This is a genomic window from Parazoarcus communis, from assembly GCF_003111665.1.
Classification (GTDB): Bacteria; Pseudomonadota; Gammaproteobacteria; order Burkholderiales; family Rhodocyclaceae; genus Parazoarcus; species Parazoarcus communis_B.
Genome location: NZ_CP022188.1, coordinates 2,177,696 through 2,193,464, shown reverse-complemented (window position 1 = coordinate 2,193,464; position 15,769 = coordinate 2,177,696). Strand labels below are relative to the sequence as shown.

Below are 15,769 nucleotides of genomic sequence, written 5' to 3'. Positions count from 1 at the left end.
CGCCGAGAAATCGCCGCACTGGCTGCCCGCATGATGGCCGAGGACGGGATCAGCGACTACGGCTTCGCCAAGCGCAAGGCTGCCAAGCAGCTCGGCGCAAGCGTTTCCGAGTCGCTCCCGAACAACGCGGAGATCGAGGCCGAACTGCGCATCTGGCAGGCGCTGTATCAGGACGATGAGCAGGCCGAGCGACTTGTAGCGATGCGCTCGGCAGCGGTGGAGATCATGCAGTTGCTGGCTGAGTTCCGCCCCTATCTGACCGGCGGCGCCCTGGACGGCACCGCAGGCCGCTACTCCGAACTGGAAATCGAGCTCTACCCCGAGAGCGCAAAGGAAGTCGAGATCTTCTTCCTCAACCAGGACCTCGCCTACGAGCACCGCGAACCGCGGCGCCCCGCCCCCGGTGCGCCAGAAGTCGTTCTCATCCTCGACTGGGACGACGTGCCGGTCAGGCTCTCAGTCTACGGCGCCGGCGCCGAGCGCAACGGTCGCCGCCCGCACCAGGAACGCGCCCGGCTGGCGCAGGTCGAAGCCCTCCTGAACAACGCTGCCGCTGCAGAATAAGGCCATGAACAGATACATCCAGTACGCCCTGATCGCTGTCGTTGCAGGCATTGCCGGTACCGCAGGCTACTTCACCAGTCGAATCGGCGACACGACCGAGACCGCCAGCACGACGGCCGCCACCGCCAGCGCCACCGAAGCGCTGCTGGCGCTGGCGCTCCCCGACACCGACGGTCACATGCAAGCGCTGGCGCAGTGGCGCGGCAAGGTCATCGTGGCCAACTTCTGGGCAACCTGGTGCCCACCCTGCCGCCGGGAAATCCCGGACTTCTCGGCAGCCAGCCGCGACTTCAGTGATGCGCCAGTGCAGTTCGTCGGACTCAGTATCGACGCGCTCGACAAGGTGAAGGCCTTCAAGGCCGAATTTGATGTGCCCTACCCGCTGCTGATCGCCTCGGCAGACGTGCTGGCACTGGGCCCAGGATTCGGCAACGCAGCACAGGGCTTGCCATTCACGGTGATCATCGACCGCAAGGGCGTCGCGCGCCATATCAAAGTCGGGACCTTGAATCAGGACGAACTCGAGCGCAAAATCCGTCCCCTGATCGACGACGAGTCCTGATCCGGCGCAGACCGCGCTGGACAAGTTGTCGTCAATTACGGCAAACTTGCCGCCATGACGCGCTCAAAACGCAGCCAAAAAGCCGAATCGCCCCCGCCGCCGCAAGCTCGAATACTGGTCCTTCATGGTCCGAATCTGAACCTGCTCGGCAGTCGCGAACCCGATATCTACGGCAAAACCACCCTGTCCGACATCCATGCAGCCATGGAGTCGCGCGCTCGTGCGGACGGCGTACTGCTCGAATCCTTCCAGAGCAATCACGAAGGTCAGCTGATCGACCGGGTGCAGGCTGCGGCAAGCGAAGGCGTCGCCTTCATCGTCATCAACCCGGCCGCTTACACACACACCAGTGTCGCACTGCGCGACGCACTGGCTGCGGTACAGATTCCCTACGTGGAAGTTCATCTATCCAACGTCCACGCTCGCGAACCGTTCCGCCAGCACTCGTATTTTTCGGACCGGGCAGTCGGAGTCGTCTGCGGCCTGGGCGCCTACGGCTACCTCGCCGCACTCGAATTCGCACTCACCCGTCTGCGGGAACACAACAACTAGCCATCCACGACGGCGTCCGCCAGCCGCGGCGTCGTTACGTACGGAGAACAGCATGGATCTGCGCAAGCTCAAGAAACTGATCGACCTCGTCCAGGAATCGGGCATTTCGGAACTCGAAGTCACCGAGGGCGAGGAAAAGGTGCGTATCGCAAAGCACCTCGCAGCCGCCCCACAGGTCGCCTACATGCAGGCGCCGACCCAGGCCGCAGCCGCAGCCCCTGTGGCTGTCGCGGTCGCAAGCGAACCGGACGCAGACGCCCTGCCCGATGGCCACGTGATCAAGTCGCCGATGGTCGGCACTTTCTACCGCGCATCGGCCCCCGGCGCCAAGCCCCTGGCTGAGGTCGGTCAGAGCATCAATGAAGGCGACCGTCTGTGCATCATCGAAGCGATGAAGCTGATGAACGAGATCGAGTGTGAAGTGAGCGGCACCGTCAAGGCGGTGCTGGTCGAGAACGGCCAGCCGGTCGAGTACGGCCAGCCCCTGTTCGTGATCGGCTGAACGCCATGTTCGAGAAGATCCTGATCGCGAACCGCGGCGAGATCGCACTGCGGGTGCTGCGCGCCTGCCGCGAACTCGGCGTCAAGACCGTCGCAGTCCACTCCGAGGCCGACACCGAAGCCAAGTACGTCAAGCTGGCGGACGAATCGGTCTGCATCGGCCCGGCGCCGTCCGGCCTGAGCTACCTCAACGTGCCGGCCATCATCTCCGCAGCGGAAGTCACCGACTCCGAAGCCATCCACCCCGGCTATGGCTTCCTGTCCGAGAACGCCGACTTTGCCGAACGCGTCGAGCAGTCGGGCTTTGTCTTCATCGGCCCACGCCCGGAGACCATCCGCCTGATGGGCGACAAGGTCTCTGCCAAGGATGCGATGAAGGTCGCTGGCGTACCGTGCGTTCCCGGCTCGGACGGTGCGCTGCCGGAAGACCCCAAGGAAATCGTCAAGATCGGCCGTGCGGTCGGCTACCCGGTCATCATCAAGGCTGCGGGCGGCGGCGGCGGTCGCGGCATGCGCGTCGTGCATACCGAGGCGGCACTGCTCAACGCGGTCACGACGACGCGCGCCGAAGCCCAGGCTGCGTTCAGCAACCCGGTGGTCTACATGGAGAAGTTCCTCGAGAACCCGCGCCATGTGGAAATCCAGATCATGGCTGACCAGCACGGTAATGCGGTCTACCTGGGTGAGCGCGACTGCTCGATGCAGCGCCGTCACCAGAAGGTGATCGAAGAAGCACCGGCGCCGGGCATCGATCGCAAGCTGATCGCCAAGATCGGCGAGCGTTGCGCCGAAGCCTGCCGCAAGATCGGCTATCGCGGCGCCGGCACGTTCGAGTTCCTGTACGAGAACGGCGAGTTCTACTTCATCGAGATGAACACCCGCGTCCAGGTCGAGCATCCGGTCACCGAGATGATTACCGGCGTGGATATCGTGCAGGCCCAGATCCGTGTCGCTGCCGGCGAGAAACTCTGGTTCCGTCAGCGTGACATCGAGTTCCGCGGCCACTCGATCGAATGCCGCATCAACGCCGAAGACCCGTTCAAGTTCACCCCTTCGCCGGGCAAGATCACGAACTGGCACACCCCCGGCGGCCCCGGCATCCGCGTCGATTCGCATGTCTACAACGGCTACACCGTTCCCTCGCACTACGACTCGATGATCGGCAAGCTGATCTCATACGGCGACACCCGCGAGCAGGCGATTCGCCGCATGCGTATCGCGCTGTCGGAGATGGCGGTCGGCGGCATCAAGACCAATATCGCGCTGCACCAGGAACTGATGCTCGATGCACGCTTCGTCGAAGGCGGCACCAGCATCCATTACCTTGAGCACAAACTCGCCGACCGTGGCGAAGTCAAATCCAGCTGAGCACGACATAAACAATGTGGACCTCGGTTACCCTGCAGGCAGATGCCAACAAGGCAGAAGCACTCTCCGACGCCCTGATGGAGGCCGGCGCCCTGTCGGTTTCCATCGAGGACGCGGATGCCGGCACTGAGGCTGAGACGCCCCAGTTCGGCGAACCCGGACACCTGCCCACCAGCTTGTGGGATCACAGCCGGGTGATTGCCCTGTTCGACCGCGATGCCGCGTTCGAGACCGTGCTCGCCGAAGCATCGAAGGCCGTCGGACTGGACGCCGTTCCACCCTATACGACGGAAGCCGTGGAAGAGCAGAACTGGGTGCAGCTGACCCAGAGCCAGTTCGACCCGATCCGGATCACCGAGCGCCTGTGGATCGTCCCTTCCTGGCACACCGCACCGGACACCGACGCAATCAACATCGAGCTCGATCCTGGCATGGCCTTCGGCACGGGCTCACACCCGACGACCCGGCTCTGCCTCGAGTGGCTGTGCGATGCAGTACAGCCCGGGCAGTCCGTACTCGACTATGGTTGTGGTTCAGGCATCCTCGGCATCGCCGCCGTTCGGCTGGGCGCAGCGGACGTACTGGGCGTAGACATTGACGAAAAGGCGGTCGAGGCTGCTCGCGACAACGCGCAGCGCAATGCGGTCGCCATGCGGCTGCAGCACTCCGGCATCGCCCTGAGTGAAACCTTCGACATCGTCGTCGCCAATATCCTGACCAACCCCCTGTGCGTCCTCGCGCCCGCCATCGCGGCGCGGGTCGCGCCGGGCGGCCGGGTTGCGCTGTCGGGTGTACTTGAGCAACAGTCAGAGCAGGTCATCGACGCCTGGGCACCGTACATCGCCCTTGAGGTAGGCGCCACCAGCGATGGCTGGGTCAGACTGGAAGGCCGGCGCTAAGCGCCCGACGATGATGCTGACCCGCTGCCCGGCGTGCCAGACCGTTTTCCGGCTGCGTGCCGAGCAACTGCGCGCGCGCCACGGCGAAGTGCGATGCGGACACTGCTTCAACCCGTTCAACTCGCTTGACCAACTCATCGCAGACCCCGGCGCGCCCCAGCCGGCACCCGCTGCAGAAGCGGCAACTGAAGACGAGCCGCCGTTCACGCCGACGCCCCATGCGCCCGCAGCAGAAGCTGAGCACCCCACAGCGGACGAGCCGGAAACGCTCGCGCCTGCGAGCGCGAATCCCGAACCCGTCGAGCTTCCGCCAGAAGACGCCGAGCCCGCGACCGTAGACGAGCCATTCACAAGCGAGTCGGGAACGGCCCCGGATGACTCAGCCGGCGACGATGCGGGCACCGGGATCCGCGCCGGGACGCCCGACACACAGCCCGCCGAGGCATCGCCGTGGAGCGATCCGGCTTTGCTCAGCAACCTCGATTTCGATATCCCTGACGACATCGTTGGTGCGGACCAGCCCCCCCGGCCGCAGGAGCGCGCTGAGCCGCGCCTCGACGAGATCGACTTCTCGAGCTTCTTCGAACCCGACAGCAACAGCCTGCAACTGCCGCCGCACGCGGACGAGCCCCGTGCAACATCCGGCCCAGGCATGGCTGCCTTTCCAGCGCTTGAACCTCATTCCGACGGCGATGAGCACAAACCGGGCTCGAACGTCGATTGGGCGGAAACCCCGGAAACAGGCGTCACATCTGGCATCGAGCCCCCCGCCACCGCTTTCACGCTTCCCGATGTGATTCGTGCCGAGCGCCGCTCGAGCGCCGACACTCGCGTCGAACCCGGAATGTCGGAACACCCCGATGCCCCCCTCACCAAACAGCCGGATCTCGATGAGCACGTCCCGCTCACCGAGTTCGAGCGCCATCGTGTCGACAACGAAGTCGACACCGATCCGGACGTGCCGGACACCCCTGCGCTCGACAACCAGCACCTCGACGCAATTTATGGCAAGCCGCCGCAGGCAAGCGGCCTCAGGCGAACACTTTGGGGGCTGGCTGTCGGCTTGCTTGCGGGCATCCTCGCAGTGCAGGCGATCTACCTGTTTCGACAGGACCTGGCACGCGCGCTCCCCGGGCTGAGACCACTGCTGGTCACGGCCTGCGAGCGCCTCGGCTGCACAATGCCCCTGCCACGCGAAGCAGCACAGATCTCGATCGACACCTCAGACCTGCAATCCGAACCCGGCCGCCCCGGCCGCTTCGTGCTGCATGCGACGGTGAAGAACCGGGCCGACTTCCTGCAGGCCTGGCCACATCTTGAACTCACCCTCACCGACGCGAATGACTCGGCACTGGTGCGCAAGGTGTTCAGCCCGGCTGAATGGGTCGCCAGCGGCCGCATCGAAGCCGGGTTTGCGCCGCGCGGCGACGCCGTGGTGAGGCTGGCCTTCGACGTGACGGCGGTCGCACCGACGGGCTACCGCGTGTATGTCTTCTATCCCTGATCCCGGCGACGCCGCTTGACCAAGTCACGGCGCAGTCATCACGCCGTGCCACACTGCCATCGCCCCCGATGCTTCCCGAAGCGAGACCATGAGCGCCCCTGAAAACACACCGCACGCCGAAAGCCCCTTCAAGGGCAAGACCGGCCTGATCCGAATCTGGAACGCACTGCGCTATTCACTCGCAGGCCTGCGCGCCGCGATCCTGCATGAAGACGCCTTTCGCCAGGAGTGCCTGCTGGCAGCCATCCTGATTCCGGCCGCATTCTTCGTGCCCACGAATGGCATCGGCAAAGCGCTGCTCATTGGCAGCACCTTGCTGGTGCTGGTGGTAGAGCTGCTGAATTCGGCGATCGAAGCAACCGTGGACCGGGTGTCTCTGGAGCGTCACCAGCTCGCAAAGCGGGCAAAGGACATTGGCAGCGCCGCCGTCCTCATCGCACTGGTCAACCTCGCAGCGGTCTGGGCGCTGGTGCTTCTCGGCTGAACCGCCGCGGGCAAGGTCAGCGGGTTACCCGGGTCGTCCCGCCATCACGCAGGATGCGCACGCGCTGACCGGGCATGAAGTTCTCGCCCTGGTCTTCCTGCACAACGGCAAGGTACTGGCCGTTATCGAGACGCACCGTCACTTCCACGCCTTGTTCGCGCGTCACGCCTTCCTCGAGCGCAGAACCGGCCAGACCGCCGGCCACCGCGCCGAGGACGGTTGCGATCGAGGCACCCCGGCCGCCACCGACCGAGCTGCCGGCAATGCCGCCCACCGCAGCACCCGCCACGGTGCCGACCGGGCTCTTGGTGCCCTCAAGCTGCACGGCGCGCACCGACTCCACAGAGCCGAACTGCACGACCATGGTGCGCCGCGCTTCGCCGCGGGAATACGTCCCGCCGCCGAGCCCCGACGCGCAGCCAGTAATCAGCAGCCCTGCGAGCAGTGCGCCGCAGACCGCACGCAGCTTCCTTCCGTTGGTCAAGTCCATAAAGTCTCTCCAAAAGCCGCCTTGTACATCGCGGCAATTTCATTGCGCGACGGGCTGTGGTTCTGCCCCCCGCGATGACCGATCTTGATCGCGCCCATGACCGCGGCAAGACGTCCCGTCCGGCTCCAGGCCCAGCCCTGGGACAAGCCATAGAGCAGCCCTGCGCGATAGGCATCGCCGCACCCGGTGGGATCCACAATGTCATTCACCTTGACCACCGGAATCCGGATGCACTCGCCGCCGGCATGAATCTCCGAACCGTCCGCACCCAGGGTCACCACCAGTGCATCCACCTCGGCGGCAAGCTGCTCGAGCGTGCGCCCGGTCTTGTCACACATCAGGCGGGCCTCATAGTCGTTGACCGTGCAATAGCGCGCCAGTTTCAGACAATGCAGCAACTCGTCGCCGGAAAGGATGGGCAAGGCCTGGCCGGGATCGAAGATGAAGGGCACACCCGCCTCGGCGAACCCATTGACGTGACGCAGCATGCCGTCACGGCCGTCAGGCGCCACAATGCCCAGCGTCGCGTCCGTGGCATCCTGCACCCGGTTGAGGTGCGAGTGCATCATCGCGCCGGGATGGAAGGCGGTGATCTGGTTGTCGTCGGTGTCGGTGGTAATGAAGGCCTGCGCGGTATAGGTACCCGGCACGTGGAGCACGTGATCCTGTCGCATTCCGAGCGACTCGAGGCGCTGCCGATAGGCCGCCACATCGTCGCCAACCGTGGCCATGATCAGCGGATCGTCACCGAGCAGGCGGAGGTTGTAAGCGATATTGCCGGCACAGCCACCGAACTCGCGACGCAGATCCGGCACCAGGAAGGACACGTTCAGGATGTGGATCTGCTCGGGCAGGATGTGGTTCTTGAAACGGTCATGAAACACCATGATGGTGTCGTAAGCCATCGAACCGCAGACGAGGATGGACATGGCAAGCCTGTAATTGAGTAAAGACCACAATTATAGGCTGCCCCCCGGAAAGCGGGCACAGCAGCACTCCGCGAGCGGTGATCAGCCAGCCAGACCGGCAACCTTCGCATCAGGCGCCATGCGTGCCTCATGCGCCACCACCACCTCTTCCATGACCGCTGCCAGCTGGCACGCGATCGCGCCCCAGTCCGCATCGATCACGCTCGCGCGTGCGTTCGCCGCCAGGCGCCGCCGAAGCCCCCCATCGCCAGCAACCCGGAGCACCGCTTCCACAAAAGCCGGCTCGTCGCCCAGCGCGGCCAGCCAGCCATTATGCCCCGTCTGCACGCGCTCGGCCGCAGCGGCATAGTCGAAACCGATGACCGGCAAGCCGCTGGCGAGCGCTTCGGTCGTCACGTTGCCGAAAGTCTCCGTCACGCTCGGCATCAGGAACAGGTCGGCCGATGCATAGTGGGCCGCCAGATCCTCGCCGGTCCGCATGCCCGCAAACACCAGGCCATCATCCCCCGACTGCAGCCCGGCGCGCGCCGGGCCGTCGCCCACGAACAGCAGGCGCACATCGGACACGCTGCCGCGCAGTGCCTCGAATGCACGCACGGCCAGCCCGAGGTTCTTTTCTGGCGCAACCCGCCCCACCACGACCAGCACCAGCGTCGTATCGCTCGCCCCCCACGCAGCCCGCAATGCGGGATCGCGGCGCAGAGGCGCAAAAAGGCGGGTGTCGACCCCGCGCGCCACGACATCCACACGACGGATGCCGCGATTCATCAACTGTCCGGCCAGCTCTGCCGTCGGGGCCAGGCAACGCTCTCCCTTGTTGTGGAAACGTCGCAGGTAGGCCTCGACCGGCTGCTTCAGCCAGCCCATGCCGTAATAGCGGCTATAACTGTGGAAGTTGGTGTGAAACTCGGTAATCACCGGCAGCCGGAGCTTGCGCGCGGCCGCGACCGCCGACCACCCCAGCGGACCTTCCGTGACCACCTGGACCACGTCCGGTCGCCGCAGCGACCACATGCGCAGCAAGGCGCTGCGGGCTGGGAGCCCCATCTTGAGGTGGTTGTATCTGGGAATCGGCAAGCCTCGCGACAACACCTCCTCAAAGCCCTCGCCGCTTACTGCATGGTCGCCGACACCCTGGCGGGGCCGGACCAGTTGCACGCGATGCCCAAGACGAAGGAGGCCATCGACCACCCGGCCTGTCGTCATCGCCACCCCATTGACTTCGGGCGGGTAGGTTTCGGTCACGACCGCAATACGCAACTGGCGTGCGGCGTGGGCAAGATGCTGGAGGGAGAGCGGCGCGTCCATGAGCGCGAATGCTGACCGTCGCAGACGACAGATGCGTGACCGCGGGATGAAGACTGGATGACCGTCCGCTCAGCGCCGCATTTCACGGCAGCACACGACACGTCATGCGGGCACATCCTGCTCATGACGAAAGGCATACAATTCAGCATCTGCATGTTGCACCGCAAACCCATAAGCGGTAAAACCAGTACCTATCCTGAAGCTATGAGCGCCATCTTGAAAACGTTCGGCCATATCCTTCTGACACTGCTCTGCCTGCTCAGTCTCAATGTTCAGGCTGACGAAGGCCCTGTCGTCGGCTACGTCAAGACGAGCTCCGGCGCCGTGGTCCTGATGAGCGCGGGACAACCTGCTACTGTCGCAGCCGGTACCCCGGTGCGGGTCGGCGACCACCTTCGCACGGCAGCGGACGGCAGCGTCGGCCTCACGCTCAAGGACAACACCATGCTTTCCCTTGGCCCCAACAGCGAACTCAGCATCGACGCATATCTTTTCGAACCTGCCCGAGAAGAGCTGCGTCTCGCCGCGCGCCTGCTGCACGGCACGCTGCACTTCATTTCCGGGGTCATTGCGAAGCTCAAGCCGGAGGCTGTGAGCATCGAAACCCCCTCCGCCACGATCGGCGTGCGCGGTACCCGTTTTGTGGTCAAGGCCGGCGAATGACAAAAGCAGAATCCATCACCAGGAACTCAAGCGCACTGCGGCTGCGCCGCATTGGCCTGAACCTCGCCTGTATCCTGCTGGCCACCGGCTGCGCCCCCAAGGCCTATATTGTCCTGCTGGAGCAGGAAGACGGCCGCACCGGCAGTGTCGTCGTCACCCATGCAGGTCGCAGCGCCAGCCTGGACAAGGCCGGGTCAGGCCTCGCCCTGAATGCAGACGGCCCAAGCCCGATAGACGTGGATCCGGCCCGGATCCAGTCCGACTTCGGCGCGGCAATGGCCGCACAGCCTTTGCCACCGCAAACCTTCGTGCTCTACTTCGACGGCGTCGGCGTCGCCTTGACGCCGGAGTCGCAGGCGAAGATCAACGATATCCGCAAGATCATGAGTACCCGGCCGGCACCCGACATCTCCATCGTCGGTCACACCGACCGCGCCGGCGATGATGCCGCCAACGAGGCCCTCGGGCTGACCCGGGCACGGGCGGTGCGCGACATGCTGTCCAGGGAGATCACCGCGGCGGTTTCGGTCGAAGTCGCCTCTCACGGCGAGCGCAATCCGCTTCTGCAGACCGCCGACGGCGTCGCCGAACCGAGAAACCGCAGGGTCGAACTGACCATCCGCTGAGCACCTCGGAGCAAGCCTCTGGCCCCTTTGCAGGCCCGACAGGCATGCAGGCGTTCATGTCCAGGCCACGCGCCTCACTTTTCCGTCAGCACAATCAGATCACCACGCTCACCATTGCGCAAGCGCCCGAGATGAAGCGCAACCAGCGGGTCGTCCGGGCGCTGCAGGTAAAGACGTTCGAATGCGGCCAGTGCGCCGTCGGCACCGACTGCGAGCAAGGCATAGGCCGCCTCGTACTCGGCATCACGCCCTCCATCGGCCGGCGATGCCGCAAACAGCGGCTCGCTCACTGCGGTCGCGCCGGAGCGCCCCTTGAGCACCAACCTTGCCGCTGGCCGGGCATGCGCTGCAGGACATTCGTCGAGGGTCGCCTGCGAAACGCAGACCAGGGTGCCGAGGTACTTGTTCGCCCCCTCAAGGCGAGAGGCCGTATTGACCGCGTCGCCCAGCGCCGAATAATCGAAAATGGTGGCGCCACCGAAGTTGCCCACGATGACTTCACCGGTATGCACCCCGATTCGCGTCTGCCCCCACTCCAGACCTTCCGCGCTGCGGGCGCGCGCAAACTCACTGGCAAAGGCCTGCATTTCGCCCGCGCAAGCAAGCGCGCGTGCGGCGTGATCGACCTGCACCAGGGGTGCCGAAAACATCACGACCACGGCATCGCCCACAATGCGGTCGAGTGTGCCCTGGTGCGCGAATGCAATCCGGATCAGGCCATCGAGATAGGCATTGATCAGGCTCACCACCTGCGCCGGATCATGGCTCTCCACCAGCGTGGTGTAATCGGCAAGATCGGTGAACACGAAGCTGCAGACCCGTCGCACACCGCCGAGCTCGAGCTCTTCCGGGTGTGAAACCAGGTAGTCGACAAGGTTGGGCGACACGTAGCGCTCGAATGCCTGCCTCACCCAGCGCTGGCGACGCTCGGTGGCGATGTGGCGCGCCACACTGGTACTGACGAAGATCAGCGCGATCAGCAATCCCGGGACCGCCGGATCAAGCAGAAGCCCATGTGCCGCATACGCATGCCAACCACCCCAGGCAAGCGCAAGCAACAGCAGCGCGGTAATCGTCGCGGACATCAGCGCACGCGCCTTGAGGGCAAGCCCACCGACCAGCCCCCCCACCACGCAAAGGGCCAGCACTTCGATCGCCATCGCATTCGCAGGCCGTTGAAGCCAGTGCCCGGCCAGTACCTGCTCGAGCGACTGGGCGTGGACTTCGACGCCGGGCACGACCTCCCCCAGGGGGCTGAAGCGAAGATCCATCAATGCCTGCGCCGAGGCCCCGATCAGCACAGGGCGCCCGCGCAAGGCCGCCAGATCGATCTCGCCATTAAGAACCTTCCATGCAGGCAGATATCGGTCGGGACGCAACTGGCCGTAATGAATCCAGAACTCCCCGGCCTCGGACACCGGGATCCGCAACAGCCCGATGCGCAGCAGCCGCCCCGCGAGCGCATCCTCCCGCAGCACAAAGCCCGACGCGCCCTGCGCCAGACGCAGCATCTCGCTGACCAGTGACGGCACCTGCCGATCGCCGAGGGCAAGCACCAGCGGCAAGCGTCGGACCACACCATCGGCATCGGGAACGAAGTTGATCGCCCCCAGCCCAGCACTCAGGCTGAGTTCCGGCAGCGGAAACAGCCCCCCGGAAAAGCGGTGGAGCCCGTCAAACACCCCGGGCCGCTCACCCGCAAAGAGCGACGGCCGGCCATCGGGCAACGTGCTCGCACCGCGCGGCCCGAGCGCGAATCCGAGCACGCTCGGTACACTGCCGAGACTGTGGGCAAAAACCTGGTCGGATGCGGTCGTGCGCGGCGCGGGCAGCTGGCCGTCGTCACCGCTCAAAGCCGTGCGGTCGGGCTCGGCAAACAGCACGTCGAAGCCGATCACGCTCGCTCCGGCTTCGCTCAGGCGCTGGGTGAGCCTGGCGAGCACCGTGCGCGACCATGGCCATTGCCCGATCCGCGCAAGGCTTTCATCGTCGATGTCGATCACCTGCACGGGCTCTGCCGGCGCCACGGCCGGATGCAGGCGCTGGTAGTGATCGAACACCGCATGGCGCAGGGACACCAGCACCGCGGGCTCGCTTACCATCAGGACAAGCCCGGCAAGCAGAACCACGAACGGGAGCAAAGCGGCAGATTTCGGCAGAATTGGGCGCAAGTCGACGGCACGCATGCGGGAAGATTCCGCATGATAGCCGGGTGCGGCGTGCCCCCGCCATGAGGCATGCCCTGCGGGCGATCAGCATGCGCTCGCACGCACGACAGGCGAGCACGTCTTGCCCCCGTCCTTTATGATCGCCCCTCCCGCCTTATACGGAGCACGCATGGACAACTCGCCGACCGCAACCGAAGCAGGCTTCGATCTTGACCCGATCGAGATCCGCGTCCTCGGAGTCCTGATTGAAAAGGCCTTCGTGACCCCCGACGCCTATCCGCTTTCGCTCAATGCGCTGCTGAGTGGCTGCAACCAGCTCACCGCACGAGAGCCGGTGATGTCACTGAGCGAGGCCGAGGTGCAGCGCGCCATCGACAGCCTCATGGAGCGTCGCCTGGTGACGCGCCGCGACCAGGCCAGCGCCAGAGTGCCAAAGTACGAGCATCAGGTCCGCCTGCGCCACTCGCTGCCACCGCCGGAACAGGCGGTCCTTGCCACGCTGTTGCTGCGCGGGGCACAGACGGCCGGCGAAGTCCGTACGCGCTGCGAGCGCCTGCATCATTTCGACGACATTTCCACCGTCGAGGCCGCGCTGGAACATCTGGCCGAGAAATACCCGGCCATGGCGGCCAGCCTGCCCAGGGCCCCCGGCACCAAGGAAACCCGTCACATGCATCTGCTTGGCGGCGACGCCCTGCTGCAGGCGGCCATCGAAGCCCAGGCCTCCGGAACGCTGAGCGCCGGCAGCTCACGAGGACGGTCTGCGGAACTTGAGGACGAGGTTCGCCGTCTGCGGGAAGAGCTCGATGCGCTCAAGCTAGAATTCTCAGACTTCCGCCGCCAGTTCGAATAAGCCCTGCCCATGCTCATCCACCCCCAGTTCGACCCGATCGCCTTCTCTCTCGGTCCCCTCAGCGTGCGCTGGTACGGATTGATGTACCTCGTATCCTTCGTGCTGTTCGTGGCCCTGGGACGAATTCATGCACGGCGACGCCCGGAGCTGGGCTGGAACGCCCAGGCCATCGACGACCTTCTGTTCTACGGCGTGCTCGGCGTCATCATCGGGGGGCGCCTGGGCGAGGTCGTCTTCTTTCAGCCCGGCTACTACCTCGCCAACCCCGCGGAGATTCTCGCGGTGTGGAAGGGCGGCATGAGTTTTCACGGGGGCTTCCTGGGCGTCCTGGTAGCCATGCTGGTGTACGGTCGCAAGCACGGCAAGGGCTTCTGGCAGGTCACCGACTTCATCGCACCGCTCGTCCCCACCGGGCTGGCGGCAGGTCGAATCGGCAACTTCATCAATGGCGAACTCTGGGGCCGGCCAATGGATGGCGAGTGGGCGTGGGGCATGGTTTTTCCCTGGGTCGACGCGCTGCCGCGGCATCCGAGCCAGCTCTACCAGGCCGCGGGCGAGGGCCTGCTGCTGTTCGTGATCCTGTGGCTCTACGCCGCAAAACCACGGCCCATGCGAGCGGTGTCTGCCGTTTTCCTGATCGGCTACGGCTGCCTGCGCTTCCTGGCCGAATTTTTCCGCACGCCAGATCCGGGCATCTTCGGTACACTCACACTTGGCATATCGACTGCTCAATGGTTGTGTCTGCCGATGATCGCGCTGGGCGCGGGACTCCTGATCCATATACGGGCAGGCAAACCGGCCCAATCGTGAGGAACTGCAGACACAGCGATCAAGCGAACGCGATATGATCCCTGCAAGAGACACCCCGGCCGGAACAAGAGAACGTCATGTCAGCGACCAGTCTGGTATCGAAAAGCCTGTCGAAAATGCGCGAAATGGTTGCCCAGGCAACCGGCAAGACGCGCGAGCCCTCCGAGAAGGTTCTCGAGCGCATTCGCCAGCAACTTGAAGAGTGTGCCGCCGGACTGGGCGGCGAGATCTCCACCCGGCAACGCGCCGCCCGGCTGGCCGAGACCTACCTCAAGCTGGACGACAGCGGCCGCATGGCCATGCTGCACATGATCGCGCTCGACTTCGGCCCCGATCCTACGGCAATTGCGGAGGCCCACGCGGCCTACCAGAAAGCCGTCGGCAGCAAGGATCAGTGGGAGGCAGAAGCGCGTCTGCGCGGTGCCATGCGCTCGCGTCGCATCCGTATCCTGACCCAGTTCAACGCCATCCCGCAGGGAGTCAAGTTTCTCGTCGACCTGCGCGCCGACCTGCTGCGCTTCCTGCCTGACAACCCGCTGCTCAAACCGCTCGACCGCGAACTCGAAGCCCGTCTGGGTGCCTGGTTCGATGTCGGCTTCCTTGAGCTCGCGCGCATCACGTGGAACTCGCCCGCAGCGCTGCTCGAGAAACTGGTCGAATACGAGGCGGTTCATGAAATCAAGTCGTGGCTCGACCTGAAGAACCGGCTCGACTCCGACCGCCGCTGTTACGGATTTTTCCATCCACGCATGCCGCTCGAGCCGCTGATCTTCGTTCAGGTCGCGCTCACCGAAGGGCTCGCCGACGACGTCCAGCAATTGCTCGACATCAACGCACCGCTGGCCGACGCCAGCAAAGCCAATACCGCGATCTTCTATTCGATCAGTGCGACCCAGGCCGGCCTGCGTGGTGTCTCTTTCGGCAACTTCCTGCTCAAGCGCGTGGTGGAAGACTTGCAGCGCGATTTTCCGAAGCTGCAACAGTTCGCCACCCTGTCGCCTGTTCCCGGCCTGGTCAAATGGGTGAACCGCAATCCCCAGGCGCTTGGCGAGGCAATCACGGCAGCAGACTGGAAACGGCTCACGGCCGCTGGGGTAGAGGATGAGAACGCGCCCGTGCTGCGCGCGCTGCTCGAAGACGGTGGCGACTGGGCCAGCAACGAACCTCTTTGTGCCGCGCTGCGCGACCCGCTGCTGCGCCTTGCCGCGCGCTACCTGTGCGAGGCACGCCGCGGTGATAAACCGGTAGACCCCGTCGCGCGCTTCCACCTTGGCAACGGTGCCCGCATCGAACGTCTCAACTGGCTCGCCGACACCGCGCCAAAGGGCCTGTCGCAGTCCTGGGGAATCATGGTGAACTATCTCTACGACCCCGATCGCATCGAATCCAACCTCGAGGCGTTTGCACGTGAAGGGCGAATCGACGCATCGGCGGCTGTCCGACGCCTGGCGAAACGCTGAAGACGCGGCCCCGGGGACACTACGTGCG

The 15,769-nt window shown here is 64.9% G+C and carries 17 protein-coding genes; 13 read left to right on the top strand and 4 right to left on the bottom strand.

All coding sequences use genetic code 11. From position 1 onward, the window contains the following. Window positions 1-30: 30 nt before the first annotated feature. From CEW87_RS10030 to CEW87_RS09995, 8 genes are all read left to right on the top strand, one after another. Window positions 31-564 (top strand): hypothetical protein, encoded by a 534-nt coding sequence (locus tag CEW87_RS10030; protein WP_420094139.1) that lies wholly within the window; start codon window positions 31-33, stop codon window positions 562-564. Window positions 565-568: 4 nt separating this feature from the next. After that, window positions 569-1,126 (top strand): TlpA family protein disulfide reductase, encoded by a 558-nt coding sequence (locus CEW87_RS10025; protein WP_108972704.1) that lies wholly within the window; start codon window positions 569-571, stop codon window positions 1,124-1,126. A 54-nt stretch (window positions 1,127-1,180) separates the two neighbouring features. Then, the gene (gene aroQ / locus CEW87_RS10020; RefSeq protein ID WP_108972702.1) at window positions 1,181-1,678 is read left to right on the top strand and encodes a type II 3-dehydroquinate dehydratase; all 498 of its coding nucleotides are present in this window, start codon (window positions 1,181-1,183) and stop codon (window positions 1,676-1,678) included. Window positions 1,679-1,730: 52 nt separating this feature from the next. Next, window positions 1,731-2,180: an acetyl-CoA carboxylase biotin carboxyl carrier protein gene (gene accB / locus CEW87_RS10015; protein WP_108972700.1), complete on the top strand. Its 450-nt coding sequence runs from the start codon at window positions 1,731-1,733 to the stop codon at window positions 2,178-2,180. Between the two features lie 5 nt (window positions 2,181-2,185). Further along, window positions 2,186-3,547, top strand: coding sequence for an acetyl-CoA carboxylase biotin carboxylase subunit (accC, locus tag CEW87_RS10010; RefSeq protein ID WP_108972698.1), 1,362 nt, complete (start codon window positions 2,186-2,188; stop codon window positions 3,545-3,547). Window positions 3,548-3,561: 14 nt separating this feature from the next. Beyond that, window positions 3,562-4,446, top strand: a complete 885-nt coding sequence (gene prmA, locus CEW87_RS10005) for a 50S ribosomal protein L11 methyltransferase (RefSeq protein WP_108972696.1) — start codon at window positions 3,562-3,564, stop codon at window positions 4,444-4,446. 10 nt (window positions 4,447-4,456) lie between these two features. Then, window positions 4,457-5,950, top strand: a complete 1,494-nt coding sequence (locus CEW87_RS22755) for a DUF3426 domain-containing protein (RefSeq protein ID WP_234421715.1) — start codon at window positions 4,457-4,459, stop codon at window positions 5,948-5,950. A gap of 88 nt (window positions 5,951-6,038) precedes the next feature. Beyond that, window positions 6,039-6,434 carry a diacylglycerol kinase gene (locus tag CEW87_RS09995; protein WP_108972694.1) on the top strand — a complete coding sequence of 132 codons (396 nt, stop codon included), beginning with the start codon at window positions 6,039-6,041 and terminating at the stop codon, window positions 6,432-6,434. A 16-nt stretch (window positions 6,435-6,450) separates the two neighbouring features. Here the strand turns inward: CEW87_RS09995 and CEW87_RS09990 are convergent, their stop codons facing one another. The 3 genes from CEW87_RS09990 to CEW87_RS09980 all read right to left on the bottom strand — a co-directional run bounded on the left by CEW87_RS09990 (window position 6,451) and on the right by CEW87_RS09980 (window position 9,161). Continuing rightward, a complete protein-coding gene (locus CEW87_RS09990) occupies window positions 6,451-6,924 on the bottom strand; it encodes a glycine zipper 2TM domain-containing protein (RefSeq protein WP_108972692.1) in 474 nt (157 codons plus the stop codon). Beyond that, complete coding sequence (locus CEW87_RS09985) at window positions 6,915-7,853, bottom strand: carbohydrate kinase family protein (RefSeq protein WP_108972690.1); 939 nt, start codon at window positions 7,851-7,853, stop codon at window positions 6,915-6,917. Before CEW87_RS09985 ends, CEW87_RS09990 begins: the two co-directional genes overlap by 10 nt. An 81-nt stretch (window positions 7,854-7,934) precedes the next feature. After that, window positions 7,935-9,161, bottom strand: a complete 1,227-nt coding sequence (locus CEW87_RS09980; RefSeq protein ID WP_108972688.1) for a glycosyltransferase family 4 protein — start codon at window positions 9,159-9,161, stop codon at window positions 7,935-7,937. A 57-nt stretch (window positions 9,162-9,218) separates the two neighbouring features. Between CEW87_RS09980 and CEW87_RS09975 the strand changes: the two genes are divergently transcribed. Both CEW87_RS09975 and CEW87_RS09970 read left to right on the top strand, forming a co-directional pair. Beyond that, window positions 9,219-9,824 (top strand): FecR family protein, encoded by a 606-nt coding sequence (locus CEW87_RS09975; RefSeq protein WP_234421714.1) that lies wholly within the window; start codon window positions 9,219-9,221, stop codon window positions 9,822-9,824. After that, the gene (locus CEW87_RS09970; protein WP_108972684.1) at window positions 9,821-10,450 is read left to right on the top strand and encodes an OmpA family protein; all 630 of its coding nucleotides are present in this window, start codon (window positions 9,821-9,823) and stop codon (window positions 10,448-10,450) included. Before CEW87_RS09975 ends, CEW87_RS09970 begins: the two co-directional genes overlap by 4 nt. Window positions 10,451-10,524: 74 nt before the next feature. Here CEW87_RS09970 and CEW87_RS09965 read toward each other — a convergent pair whose 3' ends face one another. Then, window positions 10,525-12,636, bottom strand: a complete 2,112-nt coding sequence (locus CEW87_RS09965) for a CHASE2 domain-containing protein (protein ID WP_108972682.1) — start codon at window positions 12,634-12,636, stop codon at window positions 10,525-10,527. 151 nt (window positions 12,637-12,787) lie between these two features. On the opposite strand from CEW87_RS09965, the gene CEW87_RS09960 reads away from it, so the two are divergent. The 3 genes from CEW87_RS09960 to CEW87_RS09950 all read left to right on the top strand — a co-directional run bounded on the left by CEW87_RS09960 (window position 12,788) and on the right by CEW87_RS09950 (window position 15,741). After that, window positions 12,788-13,471 carry a YceH family protein gene (locus CEW87_RS09960; protein ID WP_108972680.1) on the top strand — a complete coding sequence of 228 codons (684 nt, stop codon included), beginning with the start codon at window positions 12,788-12,790 and terminating at the stop codon, window positions 13,469-13,471. A 9-nt stretch (window positions 13,472-13,480) separates the two neighbouring features. After that, window positions 13,481-14,281: a prolipoprotein diacylglyceryl transferase gene (gene lgt / locus CEW87_RS09955; RefSeq protein ID WP_108972678.1), complete on the top strand. Its 801-nt coding sequence runs from the start codon at window positions 13,481-13,483 to the stop codon at window positions 14,279-14,281. Window positions 14,282-14,358: 77 nt separating this feature from the next. Next, on the top strand, window positions 14,359-15,741 hold the full coding sequence (locus CEW87_RS09950) for a malonyl-CoA decarboxylase (protein ID WP_108972677.1): 1,383 nt from the start codon (window positions 14,359-14,361) through the stop codon (window positions 15,739-15,741). Window positions 15,742-15,769 lie beyond the last annotated feature (28 nt).